The sequence below is a fragment of the Variovorax sp. PMC12 genome (assembly GCF_003019815.1).
Classification (GTDB): Bacteria; Pseudomonadota; Gammaproteobacteria; order Burkholderiales; family Burkholderiaceae_C; genus Variovorax.
Genome location: NZ_CP027774.1, coordinates 1013463 through 1038811 on the forward strand (window position 1 = coordinate 1013463; position 25349 = coordinate 1038811).

The window sequence follows — 25349 nt, forward strand, 5'->3', positions numbered from 1 at the left end:
GACTCGCAGCTTGCGCCCGCACAGGCACGGCGGCTTGACATGCATCAACCCACGGACCTGCTGCGCCCCGCACCATGGCCGACCACTCCGGAGCCTTCCTTGAGCATTCGCCATCTCGACCGCCTGCTGTCGCCGGCCTCCGTCGCCGTGATCGGCGCCTCCAGCCGGCCCGGCAGCGTCGGCGCCACGGTCTGGCGCAACTTGCGCGGAGGCAGCTTCGCCGGGCCGGTGTACGGCGTGAATCCCAAGCACGCGTCGCTGGACGGCGTGCCGATCTTTCCCGATACCGCGCACCTGCCCGCCGCGCCGGACCTCGCGCTGGTCTGCACGCCGCCGGCCACCGTGGCGCCGCTGGTCGCCGAGCTGGGCGCTTCAGGCACGCGCGCGGTGGTGATCGTCACGGCGGGCTTGAGCGCGCAGCACAAGCAAGCCGCGCTGGAGGCGGCACGCCCCTTCACGCTGCGGCTGCTCGGCCCGAACTGCCTGGGGCTCCTGAGCCCCCACATTGGCCTGAACGCCAGTTTTGCGCACACCGATGCGCTGGCGGGCGACGTGGCCTTCGTCTCGCAGTCGGGTGCGCTGGTCACGGCCGTGCTCGACTGGACACGCAGTCGCGGCGTCGGGCTGTCGCACCTGATCTCGCTGGGCGACCACTGCGACGTCGATTTCGGCGACCTGCTCGACCACCTGGCCAGCGATGCGCGCACGCGCTCGATCCTGTTGTACGTGGAGTCCATCGAATCGCCGCGCAAGTTCATGTCGGCCGCACGCGCGGCCGCGCGCAACAAGCCGGTGATCGTGGTGAAGGCCGGGCGCGCGGGCAACGGGGTGAAGGCGGCCACTTCGCACACGGGCGCACTGGCCGGTTCTGACACGGTCTACGACGCGGCCATCCGCCGCGCCGGCATGCTGCGCGTCGACACACTGCAGGAGCTGTTCATCGCAGCTGAAACGCTTTCGTGCTTTCGTGGCAACAGGCACGGCACGCTCACGATCATGACGAACGGCGGCGGCGCCGGGGTGATGGCCGCCGACGCGGCTGCCCGCGAGGGCGTCTTGCTGGCCGAGCCCGGTGCGCAACTGCTGGCTCGCCTCGATGCACTGCTGCCCGCGAACTGGTCGCACGCCAACCCGGTGGACATCATCGGTGACGCGCCGGTCGAACGCTATGCCGAGACGCTCTCGGCGCTGCTGGCCGCCGACTCGGCGGGCGCGGTGCTCTTCATGCACGCGCCGACAGCCATCGTGCGCAGCGAGGACATCGCGCGTGCCTGCCTGCCGCTGGTGCGCAGCCACACTTCGCGCGTGATGAGCGCCTGGCTCGGCGACGACGGGGTCGCGCAGGCGCGCAAGCTCTTCGAGGACGCCGGCGTGGCGGACTACGCGACACCGGAAGAGGCGGTGCACGCCTTCGCGATGCTGCAGACCTACCGGCGCAACCAGGACATCCTCATGGAGACGCCAGGCGCCAGCCGCAATCCGGTGCCCGACGTCCTCACGGTCCGCACGCCGCTGGACACCGCACTGGCCGAGGGGCGCGAATGGCTGGGCGAGCAGGAAGCCAAGGCGCTGCTGCAGGCCTACGGCATCGAGACCGTGCCCACGCTGGCGGTGGCCGCGACAGTGCAGGCGGCCATCGAGGCGGCGGGCAGGGTCGGCTACCCGGTGGCGCTCAAGATACTGTCGCGCGACATCACCCACAAATCGGACGTCGGCGGGGTGCGGCTCGGTCTTTGCGATGAATCCGCCCTGGCGCAGGCTGCGCGCGAGATGCTCGATGCGGTGCGAAACGCCCGGCCGCTGGCGCGGATCGACGGCTTCACCGTGCAGCGCACTGTGCACCGCCCGCATGCGCAGGAGATCATCGTCGGCGCCAGCATCGACCGGGTCTTCGGACCGGTGGTCCTCTGCGGCCAGGGCGGCACCGCGGTCGAGGTCATCGGCGACACGGCCATCGCGCTGCCGCCGCTGAACCGCGCGCTGGCGCATGAACTGGTGTCGCGCACACGCGTGGCCCGCCTTCTGGGCGGCTTTCGCGACCATCCGCCGGCCCGGCTCGATGCGTTGTACGACGTGCTCGTTGCGGTGTCTCAGATGCTCGCCGACCTTCCGCAGCTGGCCGAGCTGGACATCAACCCGCTGTGGGTCGACGAGAACGGTGCGCTGGCGCTGGACGCCCGCGTGCGGCTGTCGCGCACGCCGGTGGGTGGCGCCGAGCGTTTCGCGATCCTTCCCTACCCCGCGCAGTGGGTACGCGCGCAGACCTGGAACGCCCGCGCCATCGTGGTCCGGCCGATACGCCCCGAGGATGAAGCGCAGCACCGGCGCTTTCTCGATTCGCTGGATGCGGAAGACACCCGCATGCGCTTCTTCTCCGTGCGCAAGGAATTGCCGCGCAGCGAGCTCGCCCGTCTGACCCAGATCGACTACGACCGCGAAATGGCTTTCATCGCCGAGGCCACGGACGCGCAGGGCAATGCCGAGACACTGGGCGTCGCCCGCACCGTGAGCGACCCCGACAACGTGGAGGCCGAGTTCGCGATCATCGTGCGCTCCGATCTCAAGGGCCAGGGGCTCGGCGCGCTGCTCTTCGAGCGCCTGATCGAACATGCGCGCCACCGGGGCCTCGAACGCCTGGTCGGCTTCGTATTGCGCGAGAACAGCCGCATGCTCAAGCTGTCGGCCGCGATGGGTTTCAAGGCCGATCCGGCAGAGCCGCCCACGTCCGGGCTGAAGCGGATGGTGCTGGAGCTGAAGACTTCAGCAGGCCCGTCGTATTCCTCGGCGTGAAGCCATAGAAGCGGTCGTTGAGGTAGCGCGAGACCTCCATGATGTCTTCATCGCCCCAACCCAGCGAGGACGCCTGCTGCCAGCGCCGTACCTGCTCTGCGAGGCTTTCCCAGTCGTTGACGAGTTTTCGGCCCCGCCAGTGCATCTTTTCGTTGTGGCACGCCACGCAGTTCGCGTTGTAGAGCAGTTCCCCGCGGGACGGCGACCCGGTCTGGGCTCGCAGTGGACTGCCGTGCAGGACCGCGACAGCCGCGAGCACGGCCAGGCCCGTCATGCGGCGGCCACCGGACGATGAGAAGTGCATGGAACGCATGGGACTCTCCTGTTGGATGACGGAGGAAGAAGGCGCCATGGTCTCGCGGTAACAGAACGCACCCTTGATCCAGCGCAACGCAGCATGCGATGCGACTGCCTAGAGTGAAATTCCCTCAACTCATTCATGGAGCATCGCGCATGAACACCGCACTGTCCCGCCTGGACCGCATCGAGAACCTCTTTCCCGACATGCTGCGCCGCTGGGCCCGTCCGCTGCAGATGATGGACGAAACCGAACTGCCGGCCGACATCCGTGTCGACGTCACCGAGAACGACAAGGAATACCTCGTCACCGCCGAGCTCCCCGGCGCGAAAAAGGAAGACGTGCGCGTGTCGATCGACGGCAGCTATGTCTCGATCTCCGCCGAGATCAAGAAGGACGAGGAGAAGAAGCACGGCCGCTCCATCGTCCGCGAGACCTACCACGGCAGCGTTTCGCGCGGTTTCTCGCTGGCCACCGAAGTCGACGAAAAGACTGCCGTGGCGAAGCTGGAGAACGGCGTGCTGCGCCTGACGCTGCCCAAGCGTGCGAACGGCACTCACAACGTCCTGAAGATCCAGTAGCCACGGCCCGACTGGCGGCGCCGACTGCGGGCTTGCCGCGCGGACCGAACCGGTCTTCGAGGCAAACCGCATGCTCAGCGCCTACATCACCCATCCCGACTGCGCCCGGCATGACATGGGCGCGGGCCATCCGGAGTGCCCCGAGCGGCTTTCCGCGATCCATGACCGCCTCCTGATCGCGGGCCTGCTCGACTACATGGCGCCGCACGACGCGCCGCTCGCCACGCGCTCCCAGCTCGCACGCGCTCACACGATGTCGTACGTGCGAGAACTCATCGCCGACGCCCCCAGCGAAGGCATGCGCTTCGTCGATCCCGACACCCTCATGAACCCACACACCGTGCGGGCCGCGCTGCGCGCCGCGGGCGCCGCCGTGCTGGCCACCGACCTGGTGCTGACGGGCAAGGTGCCCACGGCCTTCTGCAACGTGCGTCCGCCCGGCCACCACGCCACGCGCGGCGCGGCCATGGGCTTTTGCTTTTTCAACAACGTGGCGGTGGGCATCCGGCATGCGCTGGACGTGCACGGCCTGCAGCGCGTGGCCCTGATCGATTTCGACGTGCACCACGGCAACGGCAGCGCGGACATCTTCCGGGGCGACGACCGCGTCCTCATGTGCTCCATCTTCGAGAAGGGGATCTACCCCTTTTCGGGCGAGGACGACAACGGTGCGCATATGGTGAACGTGGGCCTGCCCGCGCGATCGGGCGGCGACGCGTTCCGCGCGGCCGTCACCGGGCGCTGGCTGCCGGCGCTCGATGCCTTCGCACCGCAGCTTGTCTATGTTTCCGCGGGCTTCGACGGCCACCGGGAGGACGACATGGGCAATCTCGGCCTGGTGGAGAAGGACTATGCCTGGGTCACGCGGCAGATCATGGACGTGGCGCAGCGTCATTGCCACGGCCGCGTCATCTCCTGCCTGGAGGGCGGCTATGCGCTCAGCGCCCTCGCCCGCAGCGCCGCGGCGCACGTGAAGGTGCTGATAGGCGCGGACTGACCACGGCGCAAGGCCGTGGCCGGCGGACTCGTTTCTTTTCGCTCAGTGCCCGCTCGCGCCATGCGCCCCGATGCCGGTTTCCGAGCGCACCTGCTGGGCGAGGAAGCCACCCCTGTCGACCTGGGCGCGCGCGCTGCGGTCCAGCACCGAGAACAGCCAGATGCCCGCGAACGCGATGCCCATCGAGAACAGGCACGGCGAGGTGTAGGGGAAAGGCGCCGATCCCGCCGGGTAGCCGAAGGTGGCCTCCCAGACCGAGGGCGACACCACCGTCAACGCCACCGAAGACACCAGCCCGAGGAAGCCGCCGATCACCGCGCCGCGTGTGGTGCAGCCCTTCCAGAGCACGGACATGAACAGCACCGGGAAGTTGGCCGAAGCCGCGATGGCGAAGGCCAGCGAGACCATGAAGGCGATGTTCTGCTTCTCGAACACGATGCCCAGCAGCACCGCCAGCACGCCGAGCGCCAGCGTCGTGATCTTGGAGACCCGCAGTTCGGCCGCGCTGCCCGCATCGCCCTTCTTGATGACGGTGGCGTACAGGTCGTGCGACACGGCGGAGGCGCCCGAGAGCGTGAGGCCCGCCACCACCGCGAGGATGGTCGCGAACGCCACCGCCGAGATGAAGCCCAGGAACACGTTGCCGCCCACGGCATTGGCCAGGTGGACCGCCGCCATGTTGCCGCCGCCCCGCAGCACGCCCTTGGCGTCGAGGAACTCGGGGTTGGTCAGCACGAAGGTGATGGCGCCGAAGCCGATGATGAAGGTCAGGAGGTAGAAGTAGCCGATCCAGCCCGTGGCCCACATGACCGACTTGCGCGCCTCCTTGGCGCTGGGCACGGTGAAGAAGCGCATCAGGATGTGCGGCAGCCCGGCCGTGCCGAACATCAGCGCCATGCCGAAGGAGATGGCCGAGATCGGGTCCTTCACGAAGTTGCCAGGCCCCATGATCGACTGTCCGATGCTCGCAGCCACCTGGGCGGTCTTGCCGTCCTTGAGCGCGAGGTCGGTCTTGACCTTTACCGCGCCGGCGAACATCGCCTCGGGGCTGAAGCCGAAGTGCCACAGCACCGACACCGCCATGAAGCTTGCGCCGCCCAGCAGCAGCCCGGCCTTGATGATCTGCACCCAGGTGGTGGCCGTCATTCCGCCGAAAAGCACATAGACCATCATGAGTGAGCCCACGATGACCACGGCGATCCAGTAATCGAGGCCGAACAGCAGCTTGATGAGCTGCCCGGCGCCCACCATCTGCGCGATCAGATAGAACGCCACCACCACCAGGGTGCCCGAGGCCGCGAAGATGCGCACCGGGGTCTGCTTGAAGCGGAAGGCCGCCACGTCGGCGAAGGTGAACTTGCCGAGGTTGCGCAGCCGCTCGGCCATGAGGAAGGTGATGACCGGCCAGCCGACGAGAAAGCCGATGGAGTAGATCAGCCCGTCGTAGCCCGTGGCCATCACCGCGGCCGAGATGCCCAGGAAGGACGCCGCCGACATGTAGTCGCCGGCAATCGCGAGCCCGTTCTGGAAACCCGTGATGCCACCGCCGGCCGTGTAGAAATCGGATGCCGAGCGGGTGCGCGCCGCGGCCCACTTGGTGATGAACAGCGTACCCACCACGAAGAACGCGAACATGCCGATCGCGGTCCAGTTGGTGGCCTGCTGCTGGAGCTGCCCCAGGTCTGCACCGGCGGCGAAGGCGCTCAGCGAGGCGGCGCACAGCGCCAGGAGGGCGGCGGCCGAGCGCGCACGCAAGACACTGGATTTCATTTCTTCACTCCCCTGTTCACGTCTTTTTGCACCGCCTTGACCACGGTGTCGGACAGCACGTCGAACTCGGCGTTGGCGCGCCGGACGTAGTAGGCGGTGATCGCCACGGTGAAGACGATCACGCCCAAGCCGATCGGCATGCCCAGCGTCATCACGCCGTCGCCCATGCGCCGGGCCAGGAACTCCTTGTCGAACGCCACGAGCAGGACGAAGCCGTAGTACACGATGAGCATCAGCAACGCCAGCGTCCAGCCGAAACGGTCGCGCCGATGCTTGAGCTGGAGGTATTGGGGATGCGCGGCGATGCGCGCGACGAGGTCGTCTTCCATGGTGTCTCCTTGGTGCGGGTGAGCGCATTAGGGAGCAGGGAAAGCGTTCGAAGCTTGCGCTGGCGCAAGCTTTGATCTTCGGGCGCGGGTCACGATGCAGGCACCCTTTTCATGCCGGATCACGCCCCTGGCGTGCCGGCGTGATGTCGCCAACCCCACGAAAGACACGAGACATGAACGCTTCCGATCTCCCGTCCCGCCTTCCGACCTATGCTCCGCCGGAAGCACTCGCCCGCACCGCCTACATCGCCGGCCGTGCGGCCTACGATGCGCTGGTGGCCGAGGCCGACGCCGACCACGAGGGTTACTGGGGCCGTCTGGCGCGCGAATTCATAGGCTGGAAGACACCGTTCACCAAGACGCTCGACGCCAGCGATGCGCCCTACTACCGCTGGTTCGAGGACGGCACTCTCAACGCGTCGTGGAACTGCCTGGACCGCCAGGTGGCGACCGGCAAGGGCGACAAGGTGGCGATCGTCTTCGAGTCGGACGATGGCACGGTCACCCGGACCACCTATGCGCAACTGCTCGCGCAGACCTGCCGCATGGCCAATGCGCTGAAGGCGCGCGGCGTGAAGAAGGGCGACCGCGTCGTCATCTACATGCCGATGTCGGTCGAAGGCGTGGTGGCGATGCAGGCCTGCGCGCGGCTGGGTGCCGTGCACTCCGTGGTGTTCGGCGGTTTCTCGGCGCATGCGCTGCGCGACCGTATCGCGGACACCGGCGCGACAGTGGTCATCACCGCCGACCAGCAGGTGCGCGCCGGCAAGCAGTTGCCCCTGAAGGCGCTGGTGGACGAGGCGCTTGCGCTGGGCGGCTGCGAGGCGGTGAGATCGGTGATCGTCTACCGCCGCACCGGCGGGCCCATCGCATGGACGCCGCGCGATCTCTGGATGCACGAGATCACCGAGGCACAGGCCGACAGTTGCGAGCCCGAATGGGTGGGAGCCGAACACCCGCTCTTCCTGCTCTACACCTCGGGCTCCACCGGCAAGCCCAAGGGCGTGCAGCACAGCACGGGCGGCTACCTGCTGCACGCGGCGCTCACGACGAAGTGGACCTTCGACATGCACGACGACGACGTGTTCTGGTGCACCGCCGACATCGGCTGGGTCACGGGCCACACCTACATCGCCTACGGGCCCCTGGCCATCGGCGCCACGGAGGTCGTGTTCGAGGGCGTGCCCACTTTTCCCGATGCCGGGCGCTTCTGGCAGATGATCGAGCGCCACCACGTCACGGTCTTCTACACCGCGCCGACCGCCATCCGCTCGCTCATCAAGGCCGCCGAGGGCAACCCGGCGGTGCACCCCGACCGCTACGACCTGCGCAGCCTGCGCGTGCTCGGTTCGGTCGGCGAGCCGATCAACCCGGCCGCATGGGAGTGGTACCGCAAGCACGTGGGAGGCGGCCGCTGCCCGGTGCTCGACACCTGGTGGCAGACCGAGACCGGCGGCCACATGATCACGCCGCTGCCCGGAGCGACCGACCTGGTGCCGGGTTCCTGCACGCTGCCCTTTCCGGGCATCGCCGCGGCCATCGTTGACGAGACCGGCAACGACGTGCCGAACGGAGAGGGCGGCCTGCTGGTCATCAAGAAGCCCTGGCCCAGCATGATCCGCGCAGTCTGGGGCGACGATGCGCGCTACCGCGCGAGCTACTACCCGCCGGAGCTGCGCGGCTACTACCTGGCGGGCGACGGTGCCGCGCGCGATGCGCTCACCGGCTACTTCACCATCGGCGGGCGCATCGACGACGTGCTGAACGTCAGTGGCCACCGCATGGGGACGATGGAGATCGAGTCGGCGCTCGTGGCCTGCACCGCACTGGTGGCCGAGGCTGCGGTGGTCGGCCGCCCCGATGACACCACGGGCGAGGCGATCTGCGCGTTCGTGGTGCTCAAGCAGCCGCGGCCCGTCGGTGCGGATGCAGATCGCCTGGCCACCGAGTTGCGCGCCTGGATCGGCAAGGAGATCGGCCCCATCGCCAAGCCCAAGGAAATCCGCTTCGCAGACAACCTGCCCAAGACGCGCAGCGGAAAAATCATGCGCCGCCTGCTGCGCTCGGTGGCCAAGGGCGAGGCGATCGCACAGGACGTGTCCACGCTGGAGAACCCGGCGATCCTCGAGCAGCTGAGCGAGGCGCACTGACGCAATGCGGCATCGGCACGCCGCGGGAAAGTTGATCCAGCGCAACGCGTGCCGCGAACGCACGTCCTAGGCTTCGATCTCGCCTTCACTCCAGAGAACCGCCATGAAGACCCAGTGGATCGTGATCGCCAATGCCGCATCGGCACGCATTTTTCGCCGCGACACCATCAAGGCGCCGCTCGTGCCGGTCGCGACCCTCGCGCATGAAGCAAGCCGGCTGCACGCCAGAGAGCTTGCATCCGACCGTTCCGGCAGCCAGGCCGCCGACAACAGCCAGGGCCTCAACCATTTCGAGCCGCGCAGCGACGCACGACGCCGGGAGCACCAGCGTTTCGCCAAAGAAATCGCCCAGCGCCTGGATGCAGGCCTGAAGGCCGGTGCGTACGAGTCGCTCACGCTCTTCGCCTCGAACCCCTTCATGGGAGAGCTGAAAGCCCAGTTGAGCGAAGCGGTCACCCAGCGGCTGAAGGCCACGCTGAACATCGATCTGTCCCACGTAGGCATCGCGGAACTGGAAAGCCGCATCGCGGGCTCGTGGTCCGCAGTGCTCTGACGCCATGGACGCCGACACGACCCGGACGTTCGAGGTGGGCGGCTGGCGTTGCGAGTTGGAGGCCCGTGCGGTCGGGGCTTGCTTCCAGCCCGTCGCGATCTGCCGGCCCGCACGGGGAGAACCGGTGGAACTGCCGCAAGACACCGAGCCCTACGCCACACGCGCCGAAGCACTTCGCCATGCGCAGCAGCAGGCGCTGAGGTACGTGCGCCAGCACTGAAGCTCGACTGCACGGCATTTTGCGGATGAACACGATGAGATCGCTCCCCTCCCTTCCCGACGGCGCTCTCCGGTGTCCGCCGCAGACCTTGCCCGATACGCAGGCCAGGGTGCGCTGCCTCGAGGCGGTGCTCAAGGCCGGGGCTCCCCATGTGCCGGTCCGGCGCATCGAGACCCATATGTCATGGGTGCTCGTGGGACAGACGCAGGTGCTGAAGCTCAAGAAGCCCATCCTGTGCCCGCCGGTGGACTACACCACCGTGGACGCGCGCGAGCGCAACGCAAGGCGCGAACTGCGGCAAAACCGCCGGCTGGCACCGGGTGCCTACCTCGGCCTGCTGGCTCTTCAATGGAACGAGGGCGTGCTTCGCGCCGTTCCCGAAGGCTACTGCTCACCGACGCAGGCAACGCTGGACTGGGCGGTGGTCATGCGGCGGCTTCCGCAGGACCGCATGCTCGACGAGCTGATCCGGCGCGGCCGGCTTACCCTTTCCGATCTTGATTCGCTGCTGGGCGCGCTGGTGCCCTTCTACCGTGACGCGGTGCGTGCGAAGGTGGACGAGAGCGAATACGTCGCGCGTATCCGCCGCGGCATCGGGCTGAGCTTCGAGGTTCTGGGCAGGCCTGTGTTTGCCCTGCCCCACCTGGGCGAACTCTTCGCGCGCATGGAGCAGGCGATGACGACTTGCGAAGGCCTGCTGCGGGCCCGGGTCGCCGAGGGACGCATCGTGGAAGGTCATGGCGACCTGCGCGCCGAGCACATCTGCCTTGTCGATCCGCCAATGGTGTTCGACGCCCTCGAGTTCGATCATTCCCTGAGCGAAGTCGACCCCTGCGACGAGCTGTGCTTCCTGGGCCTGGAGTGCGACGAAGCCGGGGACGACTCGGTCGGCCCCCTGCTGCGCGCGCGAATGAGCGCCGCCCTGGACGACCGAGCGCCGATCGCGCTGCTGCACCTCTACACGGCACGCAACGCGTTGATGCGCGCACGCCTGAGCGCGGCTCACCTGCTGGCGCCCGAAGTGCGGGAGCCCGGGCGCTGGTTGCCACAAACGCTGCGCTACCTGCAGCATGCCCGCCAGGCACTCGCCTGCGTGTGATTCGCCACGGCGCCACATCCATCGATGCGATGCACGCGTCCGCGGTCCCGAGAAAGATCGATTTCCTGCTGCTGGGCGGCGGCCTGGCCAGCGCGACTGCCGCCGAGGCGCTGCGCCTCGAGGGCGCCCAAGGCAGTATCGCCATGGTCTCGGCGGAGCCGGAGCCGCCCTACCAGCGCCCGCCGCTGTCCAAGGCACTCCTCCTGCACGGCCCCGCCAGCGAGCTGACGCCGGTACTCGATGCCGGCAGCTACCACGACCTGGGCATCGAGCTCCTTCGCGGCACCCGCGCGCTGTCGGTCGACACCCGCAGGCGCATCGTCACCACCGACCGCGCTGGCCCGCTCGCATATGGGAAGCTGCTGATTGCAACCGGTGCGCGGCCGCTGCGATTCCACATTCCGGGCAGCGGACTGCAGGGAATCCACAGCCTGCGCGACATCGGCGACGCGCTGGCGTTGCACGCCGCCGCGCAGAAAGGCGCGCGGGCGGTCGTGATCGGTGCGAGCTTCATCGGCATGGAGGTTTCCACGACCCTGCGCAGGATGGGCGTGCACGTGAGCCTGCTTGCGCAGCACGGCCGGGTCTTCGACACCTTGCAATCGGTCCCGATCAGTCGCTTCTTCAGCGAGCAATGCGCCAGCCATGGCATCGAGGTGCACGCCGGCGAACCGGTGGCCTTCGAAGGCAGCGACCGGGTCAGCGCGGTGGTCTCCACGCACGGATTGCGCCTGCCCTGCGATTTCGTGGTGATCGGCATCGGCGTCGCGCCGGAGGTGGATTTCCTCGCGGACAGCGGCATTGCGCTGGCCGACGGCGTGGTCGTCGACGAGCGGCTGCAGGCCAGTGTGCCCGGCGTCTTTGCCGCCGGTGACGTCGCATCCTTCCTCGACCCGGTGTTCAAGGCGCGGCGTCGAGGCGAGCATTGGGACAACGCCGTCAAGCAGGGAAAGCTGGCCGCCAGGAACATGCTCGGACAGGGGTTGCCCTTCGACGAGGTGTCGGCATTCTTCTGCGAGGCGCTGGGCACGAGCTTCCAGTTCGTGGGCCTGCCCGACGGCGCCCCCGACCGCCTCGAACTGGGTTCGCACGGTACGCGCAGCTGGGGCCTCGTGTACCTGCAGGGGGAAATTCCGCACGCGCTCTTCACCACCGAACGCCCGGTGGGCGAAACCCAGGCGATCCGTTCGCTCATCCGCCATCACACGCACGTGGGGCGCTTCAAGTCACGCCTCAGGCGGCCGGGTTTCTCGATGGCGTCCATTCCCAACCAGACGGTGCTGATCCTGCAGGGCGGCGGCGCGATGGGCGCGTTCGAAAGCGGCGTGGTGCGCGCGCTCGAGCAGCGCCACCTGCATGCGGACGTGGTGGCCGGCGTGTCGATCGGCGCCTTCAACGGCGCGATCGTCGCTTCGCATCCGCGCAATGCCGCCGATGCGCTCGAGGCCTTCTGGCATGACCTGGCCATGGTCACGCCGCAGCTGTCCGACGAGCCGGCGAGGCGCCTGCTGTCCTCCTCGTTGGCCATGACCGTCGGCGTACCGGCCTTCTTCCTGCCACGCTGGCTGTTGCCCCCTTCCGGGGCGCTCGGGGCCGCGTCGTGGACGTCGCTGTACGACACGACGCCGGTGCGCGACCTGCTCGCGCGGTACGTGGACTTCGAAGCGATGCGGTCAAGCCCGGTGCGCCTGCTGGTGAGTGCGGTGGACGTCGAGAGCGCGGAACTCAGGATCTTCGACAGCCACGTGGACGCACTGACCGTCGACCACATCGTCGCCAGCGGCAGCCTGCCGCCTGCGCTGCCATGGACGACCATAGACGGGCGCAACTACTGGGACGGCGCCCTCGTCAGCAACTCGCCGCTGGACCAGGTGATGGAGCGCTGCGGCGTGGCGGGCAAGCGCATTTTCATCGTCGACCTTTTCCCTTCGGCCAGGCCGCTGCCGGCCAACCTGATGGAGGTCGCGCTGCGGCGCGACGAGATCGCGTATGCGGAGCGCGTGCGCCGCACCTGCGGCGAGCAGGCGACGCTGAGCGACTTTCGCAAGCTCGTGGAAGAGATCGTCGCCCAGCTGCCCTCCGAAGCCGCCCGGAAGGTGCGCCAGCGGCCGCGCTACACCGAGCTCATGAGCCCGTCGGCCAGCCTGTCCATCACGCGCATCCTGCGCCCGGTCGGCAAGGACGAGTCGGCCTCGCGCGACTTCGATTTCTCGCTGCCCTCGATCCGCGCGAACTCACTGTCCGGCTATGAGACCGCCCTGCATGTGCTGCGCGCGATGCGAAGCGCCCAGGGGCACGAAAGACCGCCCGCTTCACCCTGAGTTGCGCGGCGCCAGTGCCACCGAGGGGGCGGGCGCTGGCCCCGGGCAGTGCGCGGTGCACTCTCGCGCCAGAAGGCTCATGCGTTTCTCGACCCACCAGGCCGGCGTATCCTGCCCGAGCAATTCGGTGTGCGACGAGATCGGGTGAAAACCCTGCGCCAGGCGCTCGACGATGCGGCCGTCCCGAAGCTGGATCTCCGCCGAAGCGCCGATCCAGTCCGCCGGCAGCGGCTGCGCGGCATGGGGGTTGTGGATGAGGACGGTGCCTTCGTTCCACGCTTCCTTGCACGCGCCGCGCCTGCCCACCTCGTAGACGTAGCCGGCAGGGGTCCAGTCACCGTGGTCGTCGCCAAGGCAGGCCCCGTGACGCAGCATCCTGGCGACATCCCCGGCGTGCCGTTCCTGTCCCAGCCGGTTGAACTTCGCGATCGTGGCGTCGTTGCAGAACAGGATGGCCGAGACATTCTCAGCCTCCTGTTCGCCGAAGAAGCCGCGCGGAAACAGGTCGTTGAGGTCTCGCGACATGTCCGAGCCGCCGAAGAGGAAATGCAACAGCGCGTCGGGCGGCGCGCCGCTCGCCATCTCGCGATGATCGAAGTCCTGGATGGCCACCACGAATGGATGGCCCGCTGCCGGAGGCTGGTGCCATTGACGGCCGTGCAGCTCGCAGAACAGACAGCCGCCGATGCCCACCGACCGCCGCCCGGCGAGTGGCGGGCGCGAAGCGTCCACCTGCGGCTCTATCCCGCTCACAGGTGTGCCAACGGTGAGCACGTCGACGGCCGCGGTCGTGCCGGCCTTGCTCAGCACGAAAGCCAGGTCGCGATGCCCGAGTTCGACGCGATGGCCTGCGGCATCGAAGAGCGCAAACAGAAAGAGCCTGAAAAGCGCCTCGTCGAAGCCGCCCGCCTGGAACGCCTCCACATAGTCGGGCTGCGCGTCCCGGAAGGCGCAGCCGTGCAGCTCGCATATCAGGCCTCGAGCCGGTGCGAGGTCGGCCCGTTGCCGGAGCATGCGAAAAAGAGGATGCAAGCGTTCCTCGGGCTTCGCCCGCACGTCGAACAGTCCCCCGGCGGTCGCAGGTCCGAGGTTGTCTGCCGATCTAAATGGATGTGACTGGAGAACCATCGAGTCGTCCTTCGCGACGCATGAGTGAAGTGCCGCCGGTCCACCCGGATTCAGGCCTTCCTGGACCAGGCGCTGCACCAGCCTTTCGCGTGGACCGGCTTGCCCGCGAACAGCGCGCAGTTGCCCACGGCGTCGGTGGGTTTGGACTGCCACAGCGCGCAGCCGTTGCAGACCTGCATGTTGTCGTGCTTGGGGTACTTCCTGGCATCGGCCTTCGTCGTGTCGGCGACGTAGCCGAGGGCCACGGCCTGCGGATCCTTTTCATCGAGCGCGGCCTGGGAGAAGGCCTCGGTGACTGACATCAGTCCACCGGTTGCGACAAGGGTCAGAAGAAAGGTGCGGCGATGTGAGGGCATTGTCGTTCTCGCATTGAAAGGAAAAAAGCGGATTTACTTCACCGCGCTGGCCAGCGCGGTCGGGCATCGCTCGATGCAGGCCGTGCGTGCGCCCTGCCCCTGCAGCGGGTCTTCCCGCATGCCTGCAAGAACCAGGGTGCCGGTCGCCGCAAGGGTGACGATCGCGAAGGCAAGGGCTTGCGAAGCCCGTTTCATCGTGGTGTTCATCGAGCATCTCCGTGGCTGAATGAGTCCGCCGCGCGGAGCGCGGTCCGTGCCTTCATTCTTGTGCGATGAAGTCCTGGTGACCTTGCGCGGGATCAACATCGGTGTGCCGCTGTTTCAGCACCTGCAGTTGCGCCAGGATCGCCTTCAGCGAGAGTGCTCGCGTCAGCACGGCGACCAGGCTTTTCGCGCACCATTGCGGCAATTCGTCGAACCCTGCCCACCGGTAGGCATCCATCTCCGGCTGCGGCCGGCCGCGGCGATCGACGAACTGGCTGGCGCATGTGCACGCATGCGCGTCGAAGTTGCCCGTCAGGACCGCGTAGAGCTGCAGGTCCTTCCCCGCTCGATAGGCGAAGCATCCCAGCGGCAGGAGGTCTTCGGGCGCCAGCCGCAGGCCGCATTCCTCGAAGGTCTCCCGCACGGCCGTCTGCCGGCCGGTTTCCGTCAGCGTGCCGCCGCCCTTGGGAATGTCCCAGTACGGGCTGCCGGTGGCGTGGCAGAGCAGCAGTTGCGCGTCGCCATTGAAGATCAGGACGCCGTGGCTGATCGATTTCATCGCCGGTTCTCAGTTGGCCGCCGCGGCCGCGGCGGCATCCAGCCGGCGCGCCGTCGACACTGCGCCCGACCTGCGCGGCGCGATGGGCACGAAGCCTCTGGCGTTGCCTCGCATGATGAGCAATGCGACGGTCTCGTCGTCGCCGATGGATTTGATCGCCGCGTCGAACTCGGCCTGTCCCGAGACGCTCACGTCGTTGACCGCGAGCACCATGTCGCCGAACCTCAGTCCCGCCCGCTGCGCCGAGCCCGAGACGGACTTGACGTAGAGCCCGGGGTCGAGCAACCCGACGCCCGGCGGACCCTTGCGCTCCGCGAGTTCGAGGCCGAACCGGACCTCGTGCATGTCGGTTCGCCGCGCGACCTGCGGCACGGCGTCCGCCACGCCTTGTGCCACCGCCACCTGCACCGGCAGCGCGGATCTGTGGCGCCAGACGTTCAATGCCAGCCGGCTGCCGGGACGGGCCGAGGACACGCGGTTCTGGATGTCTTCATAGGACATCGGCTGCGCCGCGTCGACGGAAAGGATCACATCCCCGCTGCGAAGGCCCGCGATCTCCGCCGGGCTTGCCGCATCGACACGCACGATCAGGGCCCCTGTCGCCGCCGCCAGTCCGAAGGCCGGGGCGAGTTCGTCCGTGAGCGGCTGCGTCCTGGCACCGATCTGTCCCCGTGTGACCTTCCCTGTCGCGCGAAGTTCTTCGGCGATGCGCATGACCGTATCGATCGGGAGGCTGAACGACAGGCCGATGTAGCCGCCGCCAACGGCGTAGATCATCGAGTTCATTCCCACGACCTCGCCTCGTTCGTCGAACAGCGGACCGCCCGAATTGCCCGGGTTGAGCGCGACGTCCGTCTGTATGAGCGGCACGCCGCCGCCGCCGGGCATGTAGCGCGGATTCGCGCTGACCACGCCCGCCGTCACGCTGCGCTCGAATCCGAAGGGCGCGCCCATGGCCGCGACCCATTCGCCCGGGCAGAGCTTGCCTGTCCGGTCGACGGCCACCGTCGGGAGGTTGCCGCCCGGTATCTTGAGCAGCGCGACATCGGTGCGCCGGTCGAGCCCGACGATCACGGCGTCGAAGCGATGCCTGTCGGCCGTGGACACGACGACCTGCTGGGCGCCGAGCACGGCATGCGCACTGGTGAGGACATAACCGTCGCGGCTGGTGATGAACCCCGAGGCCAGGCCACGGCCCGGGGCCTGGTCGAACGGTGCCGGCACGCGCGCCGAGGTGTCGACGGTCGGCCAGTCGTCGCGCTGCCCGATCACGCTCACCCCGACGACGGCCGGTGCCTGGCGAGCCGCCGCGGCGGCGAAGTCCACGCCCTGCGACGACGGCTGGGTCCGCTGCGCGCACGCCTGGTCTTGCGACCATGCCACATGGGGCCCGAGCAGCGCGAGCATGCCCAAAACGATTGCGGCGGCGCGGCCGGCCGGCCTGCGCTTCGCGTGGTCGCCACCATCGAAGGCAGGCGGAATCTTCATGACGGTTCTTTCGACGGGGACATTCCCGATGGCCGGATGGTCGCCGCGACGCCTTCGCACCGCCTTGCGCCACATCAAGCCGGCCACGGGCCGCGACGCCTAAATTGCCCTCCATGAATGCAGCAGCAGAGGCCAGCATGAACAACGTCCTTGTGATCGTCTATTCCTACACCGGCACCTGCCGCCGTCTTGCCCAGCTTCTTTGCAGCCAGCAGGGCTGGGAGATGGCCGAAATCCACGACCTGCACCCGAGAAGCGGCGCACTCGGCAACTGGCGCTGCCTGATCGACTCGTTCTTCCGGCGGATGCCCGCCATCCGCTACGACGGGCCGCCGCCCGGCGACTACAAGGCCGTGGTGCTGATCTCGCCGATCTGGGGCCTCCGGCTGGCCGGCCCGATGCGCACGTTCGTGGACCACAAGGGTGCCCGCCTGCCCGACGTGGCAATGATCTCCGTCATGGGCGGACGCGGCGCCCCCAACGCCGTGGCCGAAGTCGGCAAGCGGCTCGGCCGCGCGCCGATCCTGAGCACCGCATTCACCATGCACGAGGTCGACGACGGCAGTTGTGCCGCCCGGCTGCAGGCATTCGGCACCGCGGTGCAGAGCGCGGAGGATTCGCGCGCCGTGGTGCGCCCCGCCACCTTGTCGCCCCAGGCGGTCTGACGCATGCGCTCGCCCGGCGCCATCCGCACGGCGGCCCTGCTGGCCTGCGGCTGTTTCCTGAGTGCCTGCGCGAGCGGGCCGACGGTGGCGCAGCCCCATGCGTCGACAGCGATAGCGGCTGGCCCTGCCACCCCGCCGGCCGCTCTCGATTTCGCGTCCCTCGTGGCCAGTCGCAGGGCGTGGGTGGTCGACATCAGCACGCTGCGCGTCGGGCGCGACGAAAACTCGCAAGACATCGAACTCGAAATCGCCCCGGAGCGCGACTTCGCCGATCGCCTGGCCTGGCCGCTGCCGACGAGCGCCCGGATCAGCCAGATCCGCGACCTCGCCTCGGGCCTGATCATCGGCAGCGACGGGCTGATTCTCACGAGCGCCCACGTGGTCGCGAACATCGACGAGGCACAGGTCCAGCTGGATGACGGGCGCCGCTTCACGGCGAAGGTGGTCGGCGTCGACAAGCGCACCGACGTCGGGCTCCTGAAGATCGATGCGCACGCGTTGCCCGTGGCCGTGATCGGTGACTCCGCGTCGCTGGCCGCTGGCGACTGGGTCGCCGCGATCAGCTCGCCCTTCGGGTTCCACGGCAGCGTCACGGCCGGTGTCGTCAGCGCCGTGGAACGCGTCATGGGCGGCGCAGGCGAGATCCCCTTCATCCAGACCGATGTCGCCATCAATCCGGGCAGCTCGGGCAGCCCTCTGCTCAACAGCCGTGGCGAGGTGGTCGGCATCAACTCGCTGATCTACAGCGGCAGCGGCGGCTACATGGGCCTGTCCTTCGCGGTGCCGATCAACCTGGCGATGCAGGTTGCGCAGCAGTTGCGCGCGCATGGCATGGTCCGGCGTGCCTATCTGGGCGCCGAGTTCCAGGAGGTGACGCCAGCGCTGGCCCAGTCCTTCGGCCTGCCTGCGACCACCGGCGCGCTGGTGGTACGGGTCGAGAAAGGCAGCCCCGCGGACGCGTCCGGCCTCGCCCAGGGAGATGCAGTGCTGGAGTTCGACGGCAAGCCTCTGGCGCATGTCATCGACCTGCCGCAGCAGATCGCGCAACGCAAGCCGGGCAGCCGCATGCAGCTGGAGGTGTGGCGCAACGGCAAGAGCCGCCTGCTCCAGGTGTCGCTGGCGGCGCAGCCCGGGACGCCGGAGACATCCCTCACGAGCGCGGCACCCGAATGGAACGACGGATTGGGCCTGAGCCTGGGTGATCTCTCGCCTGCGCAGCGGCTGCAGCTGCGCATCGACAGCGGCCTGATCGTGAGGAGGCGGACGGCATTGCGCGCAGCGAAGGGATTCGCGGGGGCGACGTGATCGTCGCGCTGAATACCGTGAAGCTCCATCGCCTGGAGGATTTCAGGCAAGGCCTGTCGCAGCAGCCTGCCGGGGGCATGGTCGCGTTGCTGGTGCTGCGCGACCGGCGGCTCGCTTACCTGGCGGTGCGCATGCCGGCATCGCGCGGGCGCCCCTGACCCGGCCCGAGCGGAATCGCGGCGGTCTTCTCTTCACTTTTCTGCAAGGACACACCATGAGACATCTGAACGCAAGCGATCGCCTCGCGATTCGCCAGCAACTCGACCTGCTGAAGGAGCAGGTGCTCGAGGAACTCCGTGCATCGGCGCCTTCGGCGCACCTCATGCCCGCCGAGGACGCGCACGACGTGAAGACACATGCCGACGAGGCCGAAGCGGAGCGTGCCGCCGACGTGTACATGGCCGAGGTGGAGGTCGACTACGCCAGGCTCGAAGAAATCGAGCGGGCGCTCGCGCGCATGGAGGACGGTCGCTACGGCATCTGCGAGGACTGCGGCGTGGAAATTCCGCGCGCGCGATTGCTCGCGCAGCCCACCGCCGTTCGCTGCACTGCATGCCAGACGGCGGCCGAGGCGCGGCATCGGACCTGAAGGCGCAAGGCCGCCCTCATTCGTGATCGTCCTTGCGGCGGTCCTTCGCCTTCTTCGCTCTCTTTGTCTTCTTGTCCTTTTTCTTTCCGTCGGGCGCATGCACGTCGTCCGCGACCTGCTGGCGGCCGGCGCCATGGAGCAACGACTTCTTGACATTGCCTGTCGCGGCTTCGTCTCGCGCGTAGCTCACGATGCGGTACACGGAGCGGTTGGCGCCGCCGCAGCCCAGGTTGCAGATGACCGTGTCGTTCCTGCTCGCGCTGTCGTTCTCGAAATCGGGGGCCTCGTCTTCGAGCCAGCCGTGGTTCTCGATCGTCGTCTCGATGCGGCACTCGCGTGGCACCACGATGCCGAGCCTGCGCAGGAATTCGCGCGGCCGTCCCAGGTAGGCGCGGAACTCGGCGGGCGTGCAGGCCCAGAAATGCGCGTTGAAAGGTTCGGCCCGAATGACTTCGGACCGGGCGGAAAAATCGACGACTCTGGTTGGCATGGGCGGCTCCGGTGGGTGGCCTAGGGGGCGTTCGGCACAGCGTAGGGGGCAGCTGCCGGCGGCGCATTGACGCGGGTCAAGGCAATCGGCGTGTGCGCCCCGCAGACTCGGCGCCGATGCCCGCAGACCATGCGTGGCGAATTTCCCAAGGACACCAGTGATCCAGGACCACAACGAACTCGACCGGGCCCTCCACGCGGCCTGGGCCGGACTCATCGGCAGCATGTCGCCGGCGGCGCTGCTGCTGGCGTGGTCCGACTGGGCCATCCATTTCGCGACGCAGCCCGGGCGAAGCTCCGGGGTCCTCTGGCCCCGGCCCGCTCCCGGCGGGCAGCCGCCCGCGCACGATCCGCGGCTCAGCGCCGAGGACTGGACGCCATGGCCCTTCGGCACGTACCGCGAAGCCTTCGAAACCACGGGACGCCGCCTGCTCGACCTGGTCCGCGGTGTGCCGGGCGTGGACCGGCACCATGAGCAGCTGGTGGCCTTCACCGTGCGCCAGTGGCTGGAGATGATGTCGCCCGCCAACATCGCAGCGACCAATCCACAGGTGCTGCAACGAACCGCCGCCACGGGCGGCGCGAACCTGCTCGCCGGCGCCGCCCATTGGCTGGAAGACTTCGGGCGCGGCGCCCTCGGGCAACCACCGGCCGGCGCGGAGGCGTTCAGGCCCGGGCATGAGGTCGCGGTCACGCCCGGCAAGGTCATCCTGCGCAACGAACTCATCGAGCTCATCCAGTACGCGCCTGCGACAGCGACGGTGCACGCCGAGCCGGTGCTCGTCGTGAGTGCGTGGATCATGAAGTACTACGTGCTCGACCTTTCTCCGCACAACTCGCTGATCCGCTACCTGGTCGACCACGGCCACACGGTGTTCGCGGTCTCCTGGAAGAACCCGGACGCGTCGGATGCACAACTCGGCATGGCCGACTATCTCCGGCTCGGCATCCGCGCCAGTCTCGACGCCATCGAAGCCGTGCTGCCCCGGCGCCGGGTGCACGCGCTCGGTTATTGCCTGGGCGGCACGCTGATGGCCATTGCCGCGGCGGCAATGGCCCGCGACCGCAGCGACCGCCTCGCCTCGCTCACGCTGCTGGCCGCCCAGACCGATTTCACCGAGCCCGGGGAGATCGGCCTGTTCATCGACGAGAGCCAACTCGCGTTCCTAGAGGACGTCATGTCGCGCCAAGGTTTCCTGAGTTCGGCGCAGATGGCGGCCGCGTTCCAGGCGCTGCGCTCCGGCGATCTGCTCTGGGCGCCCATGGTGCGCAACCATTTGCTGGGGGAGCGCGTTCCGATGACCGACCTGATGGCATGGAACGCCGACGGCACGCGCATGCCCTACCGCATGCACGCCGACTACCTGCGCGGCCTCTTTCTGGAGAACTCGCTGGCCGAAGGCCATTACCTCGTCGACGGAAAGCCGGTGTCGCTGAACGACATCGACGTGCCGGTGTTCCTGCTCGGCACCCGCACCGACCATGTGGCGCCGTGGCGCTCGGTCTACAAGTTCAACCTGCTGTGCGATGCGGACACGAGCTTCGTCCTGACTTCGGGCGGGCACAACGCGGGCATTCTGAGCGAGCCCGGACACGCGCAGCGCAGCCATCGCATGCTGCATCGAAGGAGGAACGGTGCCTATGTTTCGCCCGACGACTTCCTTCGGGTGTCGAAGGAAATCGACGGCTCATGGTGGCCGGCCTTCCAGCAGTGGCTGGTTTCGCACTCGGGGCCGCGGCGGCGTCCGCCTGGCATGGGAGCGCCGCGGCATGGCCTGCCCCCACTGTGCGATGCACCGGGCACCTATGTCGCAGCGCGCTGACGAAGACGTTTGACGCTGGTCCGGATGTCGATTCGGCCTAGTGCTTGTGGCTGCCTGGTGGCGGCGCGGACGATGCCAGGCCTGCCCCGTCCATCAGCACGCCGAAATCGGTCACCGCCGCCTCGCCGGACACGTAGACCGCCTCGTTGTCCCGGCGCACCAGGCCCCGGCTCTCCATGTCGCGCATGGTCTTGTTGACCACCTCTCTCGAGAGGCCCGCGTAAGACGCGATCACCGACTGCGAAATCCGCTTGTCGAAGCCGCCGGTGCCGGAAAAAGGCGCCAGATCCGTGAGCTGGTGCAACACGCGGTGCACCACGGCTTCGGGCGGCAGCGAGGAGATGCGGCGCATCTGGGTGCGCAACATGCTCGTGCGCTTCATTGCCAGCCCCAGCAGACCGAAGACCACCTCGGGGTGACGTGCGCAAACTTCGCGCATCGCCGCTATCGGCACGAAGTAGACCGCCGAAGGAAGCGCGGCGACCAGCTTGTGCTTGGAGAGGTAGCTGTCCTCCCGGATCGACAGGTCGAAGAAGAAGTCCTGGCGTGCGACGAATTCGGTCGTCACATCGAAGCCATCGTCGCGTGCCGGCGTGACGACCCGCAGCAGGCCGCTTGCAACGTAATAGACCTGATCGGTCGACTCTCCCACATCCAGCAAGGTTTCGTTGCGCTTGTATTCGCGAAGCTCGCTGCACTTGATGAGCGCCTCGCGCTCTGCGGCCGGCAGGCCCGCAGTCAGGGGATTCAGGTACATGGACTGATCATGAACGCCCTGTGGCTGAACATCAATCACCCGGATATGGGATTCTCAGCGGCGCGCGCACGCGCATGTACAGGCCCTACAACTCCGGCCCCAGGCCGATGGGCGCAGGCACGATGTTCACGATGCGCGTGAAGAGCGCGTTGTATTCGAGATCCGCCACGTGCCCGGTCAGCGGATCCCGGTTCTGCGAGAAGGCCTCGTCCAGGTCGCGCCAGTCGTTCTCGGTCAGCACGCGCTCGGCCAGGGGCAGGATCTCCCGCTCCTCCAGGGCCATGTGGTTCAGGTAGAAGTCCACATAGTCGTTGACCGCGCTCTCGAAGGCCTCGCGCCGCGGCTCGCCCAGCATCTCGAACGCCAGCAGCGCATGCTCGACGTTGCGGATCCGGCGCTCGCCCCAGGCATGGTCGCTGTCGAGCCGGTCCATCAGCTCGCGCGACATCGGCGTCCTGGCGCGCAGCTTGGGGAAAAGCAGGTCGGTTTCCTTGCGGTGATGCCGCTTCTCGGGAAACTCGTCGACGTAGAAGAGCATGGCCCGCAGTGCCGCGAAATCGGGCAGTGTGCCTTTCTTGCGGTGCTGCTCGAGCAGCATGACGATGGAGCGAAGCATGGCCGCAAGCGCGGCATGCTCCTGGCGAATGATGCGGGTGGTGGCGTGGATCATGGGGGCTTCCTGTGCATGCCCGCAGGGTCGCGCGTTCGGCAGTGCGCGGGGTTGCTCCAGATCAAGGGCGGGCCCTGGGCGGGCCTCGCGCTTGATGCATGTCAATCCGCGCGGCAGCTCCGTCCGGATACTGAGCCGATCCCATCAGCCCATCGGAGTCTTGCCATGTACCAGAAAATTCTTGTTCCCATCGACGGCAGTTCCACGTCCGCCCGGGGCCTGGCCGAAGCCATCCGCCTCGCGAAGCTCACCGGCGGACGCCTGCGCCTCGTCCACGTCATCGACGAGCTGTCGTTCGCACTGGCCATGGATGCCTATTCCGGCTACGCCGGCAACTGGCTCGAGGAACTGCGCAAGGATGCCAGGAAGCTGCTCGAGGACGCGCGCGCCGAAGCCGCCGCGGCAAGCGTCGCGTCCGACGCCGTGCTGCTCGACAGCTTCAGGGGCGCCGTGCATGACCAGGTGATCGCCGAAGCGGTGTCGTCGAAGGCCGATCTGATCGTGATCGGGACACACGGCCGGCGTGGAATCGGCCGCTGGGTCATGGGCAGCAGCGCGGAACACATCCTGCGCATGTCGCCGGTGCCGGTGTTGCTGGTCCGCGCGCCCGAGAGCGCGAAGGCCGAGTCCGAGCACTTCACGCTGCCGAGCGGGATGCTTGCCAGCCAGTGATTCGTCGTCAGCGGGCCGTCGCGCGCCAACGCGCTTCGACCTGTGCGACGTCCACGGTGCCTTCCGTGGAGACTTCGATGGTCAGCGCCTGCTCGCCGGGCTCCAGCGGCTCGTGGTTTTCCAGTTGGCGCTCCAGCACCGGCAGGCCGGCTTCGGATGCGTCCAGGCGCGCCGCGTCGCGCTCGGCCACACGGCGGCGCAGCGTGGCGTGTGCGGCGCGGCAATCGAGGATCGCGAAGGGCACGTGCAGCTCCGCGGCCAGCGTCTCGAAGCTGCGGCGTTCCGCACGGCGGAGAAAGGCCGCATCGACGATCACCGGGTAGCCCGCCAGCAGTGCACCGCGCGCGCAGGCGCGCAGCCTGTCGAAGGTGAGCCGCGTTGCCTGCTCGCCGTAGATGTCGAGCCCGAGATCGGCGGAGCGCGCCAGTGGTGCCAGTCCGTGCAGCCGCTTGCGTTCCACATCCGAGCGCACGCGTACAGCCCCCGCGGCGCATAGCAGTTGCAGGGCGACGCTGGATTTGCCCGAGCCCGAGAAACCGTGCGTGATCAGCAGCCGGGCATCCCCCGGCGGCCGCGCGGCCAACTGCGCCGCGCACGCCAGATAGTCGGGCCGCACTCCGCGATCGGCCCCCTGGGGAAGGAGGCCGCAGGCCATGGCACGCACCAGCGCACGATAGACCTCGTAGAAGCGCAGCACCTGCAGGCCTTGGTAGTCACCGCTGTGCTGCAGCCATGCGTCCAGAAAGCGGTAGGCGAGATCGGGGCGCCCATGGGCCGTCAGGTCCATGGTGAGGAAGGCGATGTCGTTCATGACGTCGATGCTTCTCAATGCCGGGTCGAACTCGATGCAGTCGAAGGGCGTGAGCGCGCCGTCGACAAGGACGACATTCGCCATGTGCAGGTCGCCGTGGCATTCGCGCACCGCACCACTCTGCTGACGCACGATCCAAGCCATGCGCAATGCCTGGGTCTGCTCGCCGATCCACGCGCGCAGCGCCACGAGGCGGGGGTCCTCGCCCTGTGCCTGCAAGGCGTCGAGGATGTCGGTGGCCGCGCGCGTGATCAGCTCGGGACTGCCGAATTCGGACACCCCTGCCATCCGCGGGGCAGCCTCATGCAGACCCGCGAGCCGCTCCGCAAAGTCGTCGAGCCATTCGGGTCGGAACTCCCGGGTCGGCAGCAGGTTGCGCAACAGCGACGACTCGGGAAAGCGCCGCATCCGGACCACGTGGTCGATCGGCGTTCCATCGCCCCCGATCCGCGGCGACGTGCGCGTGCCGCAGACCGGCGCCACGTCGATGTACAGCGAGGGGGCGAAGCGCCGGTTCAGGCGAAGCTCTTCCTCGCAGAAATGCTTGCGGGCCTCGACGCTGCCGAAGTCCAGGAACGGCAGGCGAACCGGCTTCTTCAGCTTGCAGGCCAGCGTCGCAGTCAGCAGCACCCACGAGATATGCGTCTCCACGAGCGCTACCGGCTCACCGGTTTCCCGCCGGAGCGTTTCCCGCAGCGCATCGACCAGCGTGGTGTCCATGGCGC

General features: G+C 68.1%; 25 protein-coding genes. 13 read left to right on the forward strand and 12 right to left on the reverse strand.

Annotation, left to right across the window (positions count from 1 at the left end; genetic code table 11):
• Positions 1-99: 99 nt before the first annotated feature.
• Positions 100-2790, forward strand: a complete 2691-nt coding sequence (locus C4F17_RS32035; RefSeq protein WP_106938382.1) for a bifunctional acetate--CoA ligase family protein/GNAT family N-acetyltransferase — start codon at positions 100-102, stop codon at positions 2788-2790.
• Here C4F17_RS32035 and C4F17_RS32040 read toward each other — a convergent pair.
• Positions 2696-3103 (reverse strand): c-type cytochrome, encoded by a 408-nt coding sequence (locus tag C4F17_RS32040; RefSeq protein ID WP_199852011.1) that lies wholly within the window; start codon positions 3101-3103, stop codon positions 2696-2698. The two genes, C4F17_RS32035 and C4F17_RS32040, sit on opposite strands and share 95 nt — an antisense overlap.
• Positions 3104-3243: 140 nt before the next feature.
• Here C4F17_RS32040 and C4F17_RS32045 point away from each other — a divergent pair, with 140 nt between their 5' ends.
• Positions 3244-3669, forward strand: coding sequence for an Hsp20/alpha crystallin family protein (locus C4F17_RS32045; RefSeq protein WP_106938383.1), 426 nt, complete (start codon positions 3244-3246; stop codon positions 3667-3669).
• Positions 3670-3739: 70 nt separating this feature from the next.
• Positions 3740-4666, forward strand: coding sequence for a histone deacetylase family protein (locus tag C4F17_RS32050; RefSeq protein ID WP_106938384.1), 927 nt, complete (start codon positions 3740-3742; stop codon positions 4664-4666).
• Positions 4667-4708: 42 nt separating this feature from the next.
• On the opposite strand, the gene C4F17_RS32055 is transcribed toward C4F17_RS32050, so the two are convergent.
• Both C4F17_RS32055 and C4F17_RS32060 read right to left on the reverse strand, forming a co-directional pair.
• Positions 4709-6436 (reverse strand): cation acetate symporter, encoded by a 1728-nt coding sequence (locus tag C4F17_RS32055; RefSeq protein WP_199852012.1) that lies wholly within the window; start codon positions 6434-6436, stop codon positions 4709-4711.
• Positions 6433-6765 carry a DUF485 domain-containing protein gene (locus C4F17_RS32060; protein ID WP_106938386.1) on the reverse strand — a complete coding sequence of 111 codons (333 nt, stop codon included), beginning with the start codon at positions 6763-6765 and terminating at the stop codon, positions 6433-6435. The genes C4F17_RS32055 and C4F17_RS32060 overlap by 4 nt, the downstream gene beginning before the upstream one ends.
• 173 nt (positions 6766-6938) lie before the next feature.
• On the opposite strand from C4F17_RS32060, the gene acs reads away from it, so the two are divergent.
• From acs to C4F17_RS32085, 4 genes are all read left to right on the forward strand, one after another.
• Positions 6939-8915 (forward strand): acetate--CoA ligase, encoded by a 1977-nt coding sequence (acs, locus tag C4F17_RS32065; RefSeq protein WP_106938387.1) that lies wholly within the window; start codon positions 6939-6941, stop codon positions 8913-8915.
• Positions 8916-9018: 103 nt separating this feature from the next.
• On the forward strand, positions 9019-9468 hold the full coding sequence (locus C4F17_RS32070; RefSeq protein ID WP_106938388.1) for a host attachment protein: 450 nt from the start codon (positions 9019-9021) through the stop codon (positions 9466-9468).
• A 254-nt stretch (positions 9469-9722) separates the two neighbouring features.
• Entirely contained in the window at positions 9723-10787 is a 1065-nt protein-coding gene (locus tag C4F17_RS32080) for a hypothetical protein (RefSeq protein WP_159053803.1), read from the forward strand.
• 29 nt (positions 10788-10816) lie between these two features.
• Positions 10817-13108: an FAD-dependent oxidoreductase gene (locus C4F17_RS32085; protein ID WP_106938391.1), complete on the forward strand. Its 2292-nt coding sequence runs from the start codon at positions 10817-10819 to the stop codon at positions 13106-13108.
• On the opposite strand, the gene C4F17_RS32090 is transcribed toward C4F17_RS32085, so the two are convergent.
• The 5 genes from C4F17_RS32090 to C4F17_RS32105 all read right to left on the reverse strand — a co-directional run bounded on the left by C4F17_RS32090 (position 13100) and on the right by C4F17_RS32105 (position 16843).
• Positions 13100-14236, reverse strand: coding sequence for a hypothetical protein (locus C4F17_RS32090; RefSeq protein WP_159053804.1), 1137 nt, complete (start codon positions 14234-14236; stop codon positions 13100-13102). The two genes, C4F17_RS32085 and C4F17_RS32090, sit on opposite strands and share 9 nt — an antisense overlap.
• Before the next feature lie 50 nt (positions 14237-14286).
• Positions 14287-14538 carry a high-potential iron-sulfur protein gene (locus C4F17_RS32095; RefSeq protein ID WP_234383074.1) on the reverse strand — a complete coding sequence of 84 codons (252 nt, stop codon included), beginning with the start codon at positions 14536-14538 and terminating at the stop codon, positions 14287-14289.
• Positions 14539-14625: 87 nt separating this feature from the next.
• Complete coding sequence (locus tag C4F17_RS33060) at positions 14626-14799, reverse strand: hypothetical protein (RefSeq protein ID WP_159053805.1); 174 nt, start codon at positions 14797-14799, stop codon at positions 14626-14628.
• Positions 14800-14851: 52 nt separating this feature from the next.
• Positions 14852-15355 (reverse strand): NUDIX hydrolase, encoded by a 504-nt coding sequence (locus C4F17_RS32100; RefSeq protein ID WP_106938394.1) that lies wholly within the window; start codon positions 15353-15355, stop codon positions 14852-14854.
• Positions 15356-15364: 9 nt separating this feature from the next.
• Complete coding sequence (locus C4F17_RS32105; protein ID WP_234383077.1) at positions 15365-16843, reverse strand: trypsin-like peptidase domain-containing protein; 1479 nt, start codon at positions 16841-16843, stop codon at positions 15365-15367.
• Positions 16844-16980: 137 nt separating this feature from the next.
• Between C4F17_RS32105 and C4F17_RS32110 the strand changes: the two genes are divergently transcribed.
• The 4 genes from C4F17_RS32110 (at position 16981) to C4F17_RS32120 (ending at position 19402) form a co-directional block, all read left to right on the forward strand.
• Positions 16981-17508, forward strand: coding sequence for a flavodoxin family protein (locus C4F17_RS32110; protein ID WP_106938395.1), 528 nt, complete (start codon positions 16981-16983; stop codon positions 17506-17508).
• Positions 17509-17670: 162 nt separating this feature from the next.
• Positions 17671-18813 (forward strand): trypsin-like peptidase domain-containing protein, encoded by a 1143-nt coding sequence (locus C4F17_RS32115; protein WP_234383078.1) that lies wholly within the window; start codon positions 17671-17673, stop codon positions 18811-18813.
• Positions 18810-18971: a hypothetical protein gene (locus C4F17_RS33610; protein WP_234383079.1), complete on the forward strand. Its 162-nt coding sequence runs from the start codon at positions 18810-18812 to the stop codon at positions 18969-18971. Before C4F17_RS32115 ends, C4F17_RS33610 begins: the two co-directional genes overlap by 4 nt.
• A 56-nt stretch (positions 18972-19027) precedes the next feature.
• On the forward strand, positions 19028-19402 hold the full coding sequence (locus tag C4F17_RS32120) for a TraR/DksA family transcriptional regulator (protein WP_106938396.1): 375 nt from the start codon (positions 19028-19030) through the stop codon (positions 19400-19402).
• A 16-nt stretch (positions 19403-19418) separates the two neighbouring features.
• Here the strand turns inward: C4F17_RS32120 and C4F17_RS32125 are convergent, their stop codons facing one another.
• Positions 19419-19892 (reverse strand): hypothetical protein, encoded by a 474-nt coding sequence (locus C4F17_RS32125; RefSeq protein WP_106938397.1) that lies wholly within the window; start codon positions 19890-19892, stop codon positions 19419-19421.
• Between the two features lie 223 nt (positions 19893-20115).
• Here C4F17_RS32125 and C4F17_RS32130 point away from each other — a divergent pair, with 223 nt between their 5' ends.
• Complete coding sequence (locus C4F17_RS32130; RefSeq protein ID WP_234383196.1) at positions 20116-21714, forward strand: PHA/PHB synthase family protein; 1599 nt, start codon at positions 20116-20118, stop codon at positions 21712-21714.
• Between the two features lie 37 nt (positions 21715-21751).
• Here C4F17_RS32130 and C4F17_RS32135 read toward each other — a convergent pair whose 3' ends face one another.
• Entirely contained in the window at positions 21752-22471 is a 720-nt protein-coding gene (locus C4F17_RS32135; RefSeq protein ID WP_106938399.1) for a Crp/Fnr family transcriptional regulator, read from the reverse strand.
• Between the two features lie 85 nt (positions 22472-22556).
• Positions 22557-23141: a hemerythrin domain-containing protein gene (locus C4F17_RS32140; RefSeq protein WP_081267712.1), complete on the reverse strand. Its 585-nt coding sequence runs from the start codon at positions 23139-23141 to the stop codon at positions 22557-22559.
• 165 nt (positions 23142-23306) lie between these two features.
• Between C4F17_RS32140 and C4F17_RS32145 the strand changes: the two genes are divergently transcribed.
• Positions 23307-23813 carry a universal stress protein gene (locus C4F17_RS32145; protein WP_106938400.1) on the forward strand — a complete coding sequence of 169 codons (507 nt, stop codon included), beginning with the start codon at positions 23307-23309 and terminating at the stop codon, positions 23811-23813.
• A gap of 7 nt (positions 23814-23820) precedes the next feature.
• Here the strand turns inward: C4F17_RS32145 and C4F17_RS32150 are convergent, their stop codons facing one another.
• Complete coding sequence (locus C4F17_RS32150) at positions 23821-25344, reverse strand: bifunctional aminoglycoside phosphotransferase/ATP-binding protein (RefSeq protein WP_106938401.1); 1524 nt, start codon at positions 25342-25344, stop codon at positions 23821-23823.
• Positions 25345-25349: the final 5 nt, after the last annotated feature.

Coding starts and splice junctions, on each gene's coding strand:
- C4F17_RS32040 (WP_199852011.1), bottom strand. CDS start 3,103: ATGCGTTCCATGCACTTCTCATCGTCCGGTGGCCGCCGCATGACGGGC.
- C4F17_RS32045 (WP_106938383.1), top strand. CDS start 3,244: ATGAACACCGCACTGTCCCGCCTGGACCGCATCGAGAACCTCTTTCCC.
- C4F17_RS32050 (WP_106938384.1), top strand. CDS start 3,740: ATGCTCAGCGCCTACATCACCCATCCCGACTGCGCCCGGCATGACATG.
- C4F17_RS32055 (WP_199852012.1), bottom strand. CDS start 6,436: ATGAAATCCAGTGTCTTGCGTGCGCGCTCGGCCGCCGCCCTCCTGGCG.
- C4F17_RS32060 (WP_106938386.1), bottom strand. CDS start 6,765: ATGGAAGACGACCTCGTCGCGCGCATCGCCGCGCATCCCCAATACCTC.
- acs (WP_106938387.1), top strand. CDS start 6,939: ATGAACGCTTCCGATCTCCCGTCCCGCCTTCCGACCTATGCTCCGCCG.
- C4F17_RS32070 (WP_106938388.1), top strand. CDS start 9,019: ATGAAGACCCAGTGGATCGTGATCGCCAATGCCGCATCGGCACGCATT.
- C4F17_RS32080 (WP_159053803.1), top strand. CDS start 9,723: ATGAGATCGCTCCCCTCCCTTCCCGACGGCGCTCTCCGGTGTCCGCCG.
- C4F17_RS32085 (WP_106938391.1), top strand. CDS start 10,817: ATGCACGCGTCCGCGGTCCCGAGAAAGATCGATTTCCTGCTGCTGGGC.
- C4F17_RS32090 (WP_159053804.1), bottom strand. CDS start 14,236: ATGGTTCTCCAGTCACATCCATTTAGATCGGCAGACAACCTCGGACCT.
- C4F17_RS32095 (WP_234383074.1), bottom strand. CDS start 14,538: ATGTCAGTCACCGAGGCCTTCTCCCAGGCCGCGCTCGATGAAAAGGAT.
- C4F17_RS33060 (WP_159053805.1), bottom strand. CDS start 14,799: ATGAACACCACGATGAAACGGGCTTCGCAAGCCCTTGCCTTCGCGATC.
- C4F17_RS32100 (WP_106938394.1), bottom strand. CDS start 15,355: ATGAAATCGATCAGCCACGGCGTCCTGATCTTCAATGGCGACGCGCAA.
- C4F17_RS32105 (WP_234383077.1), bottom strand. CDS start 16,843: ATGAAGATTCCGCCTGCCTTCGATGGTGGCGACCACGCGAAGCGCAGG.
- C4F17_RS32110 (WP_106938395.1), top strand. CDS start 16,981: ATGAACAACGTCCTTGTGATCGTCTATTCCTACACCGGCACCTGCCGC.
- C4F17_RS32120 (WP_106938396.1), top strand. CDS start 19,028: ATGAGACATCTGAACGCAAGCGATCGCCTCGCGATTCGCCAGCAACTC.
- C4F17_RS32125 (WP_106938397.1), bottom strand. CDS start 19,892: ATGCCAACCAGAGTCGTCGATTTTTCCGCCCGGTCCGAAGTCATTCGG.
- C4F17_RS32130 (WP_234383196.1), top strand. CDS start 20,116: ATGTCGCCGGCGGCGCTGCTGCTGGCGTGGTCCGACTGGGCCATCCAT.
- C4F17_RS32135 (WP_106938399.1), bottom strand. CDS start 22,471: ATGTACCTGAATCCCCTGACTGCGGGCCTGCCGGCCGCAGAGCGCGAG.
- C4F17_RS32140 (WP_081267712.1), bottom strand. CDS start 23,141: ATGATCCACGCCACCACCCGCATCATTCGCCAGGAGCATGCCGCGCTT.
- C4F17_RS32145 (WP_106938400.1), top strand. CDS start 23,307: ATGTACCAGAAAATTCTTGTTCCCATCGACGGCAGTTCCACGTCCGCC.
- C4F17_RS32150 (WP_106938401.1), bottom strand. CDS start 25,344: ATGGACACCACGCTGGTCGATGCGCTGCGGGAAACGCTCCGGCGGGAA.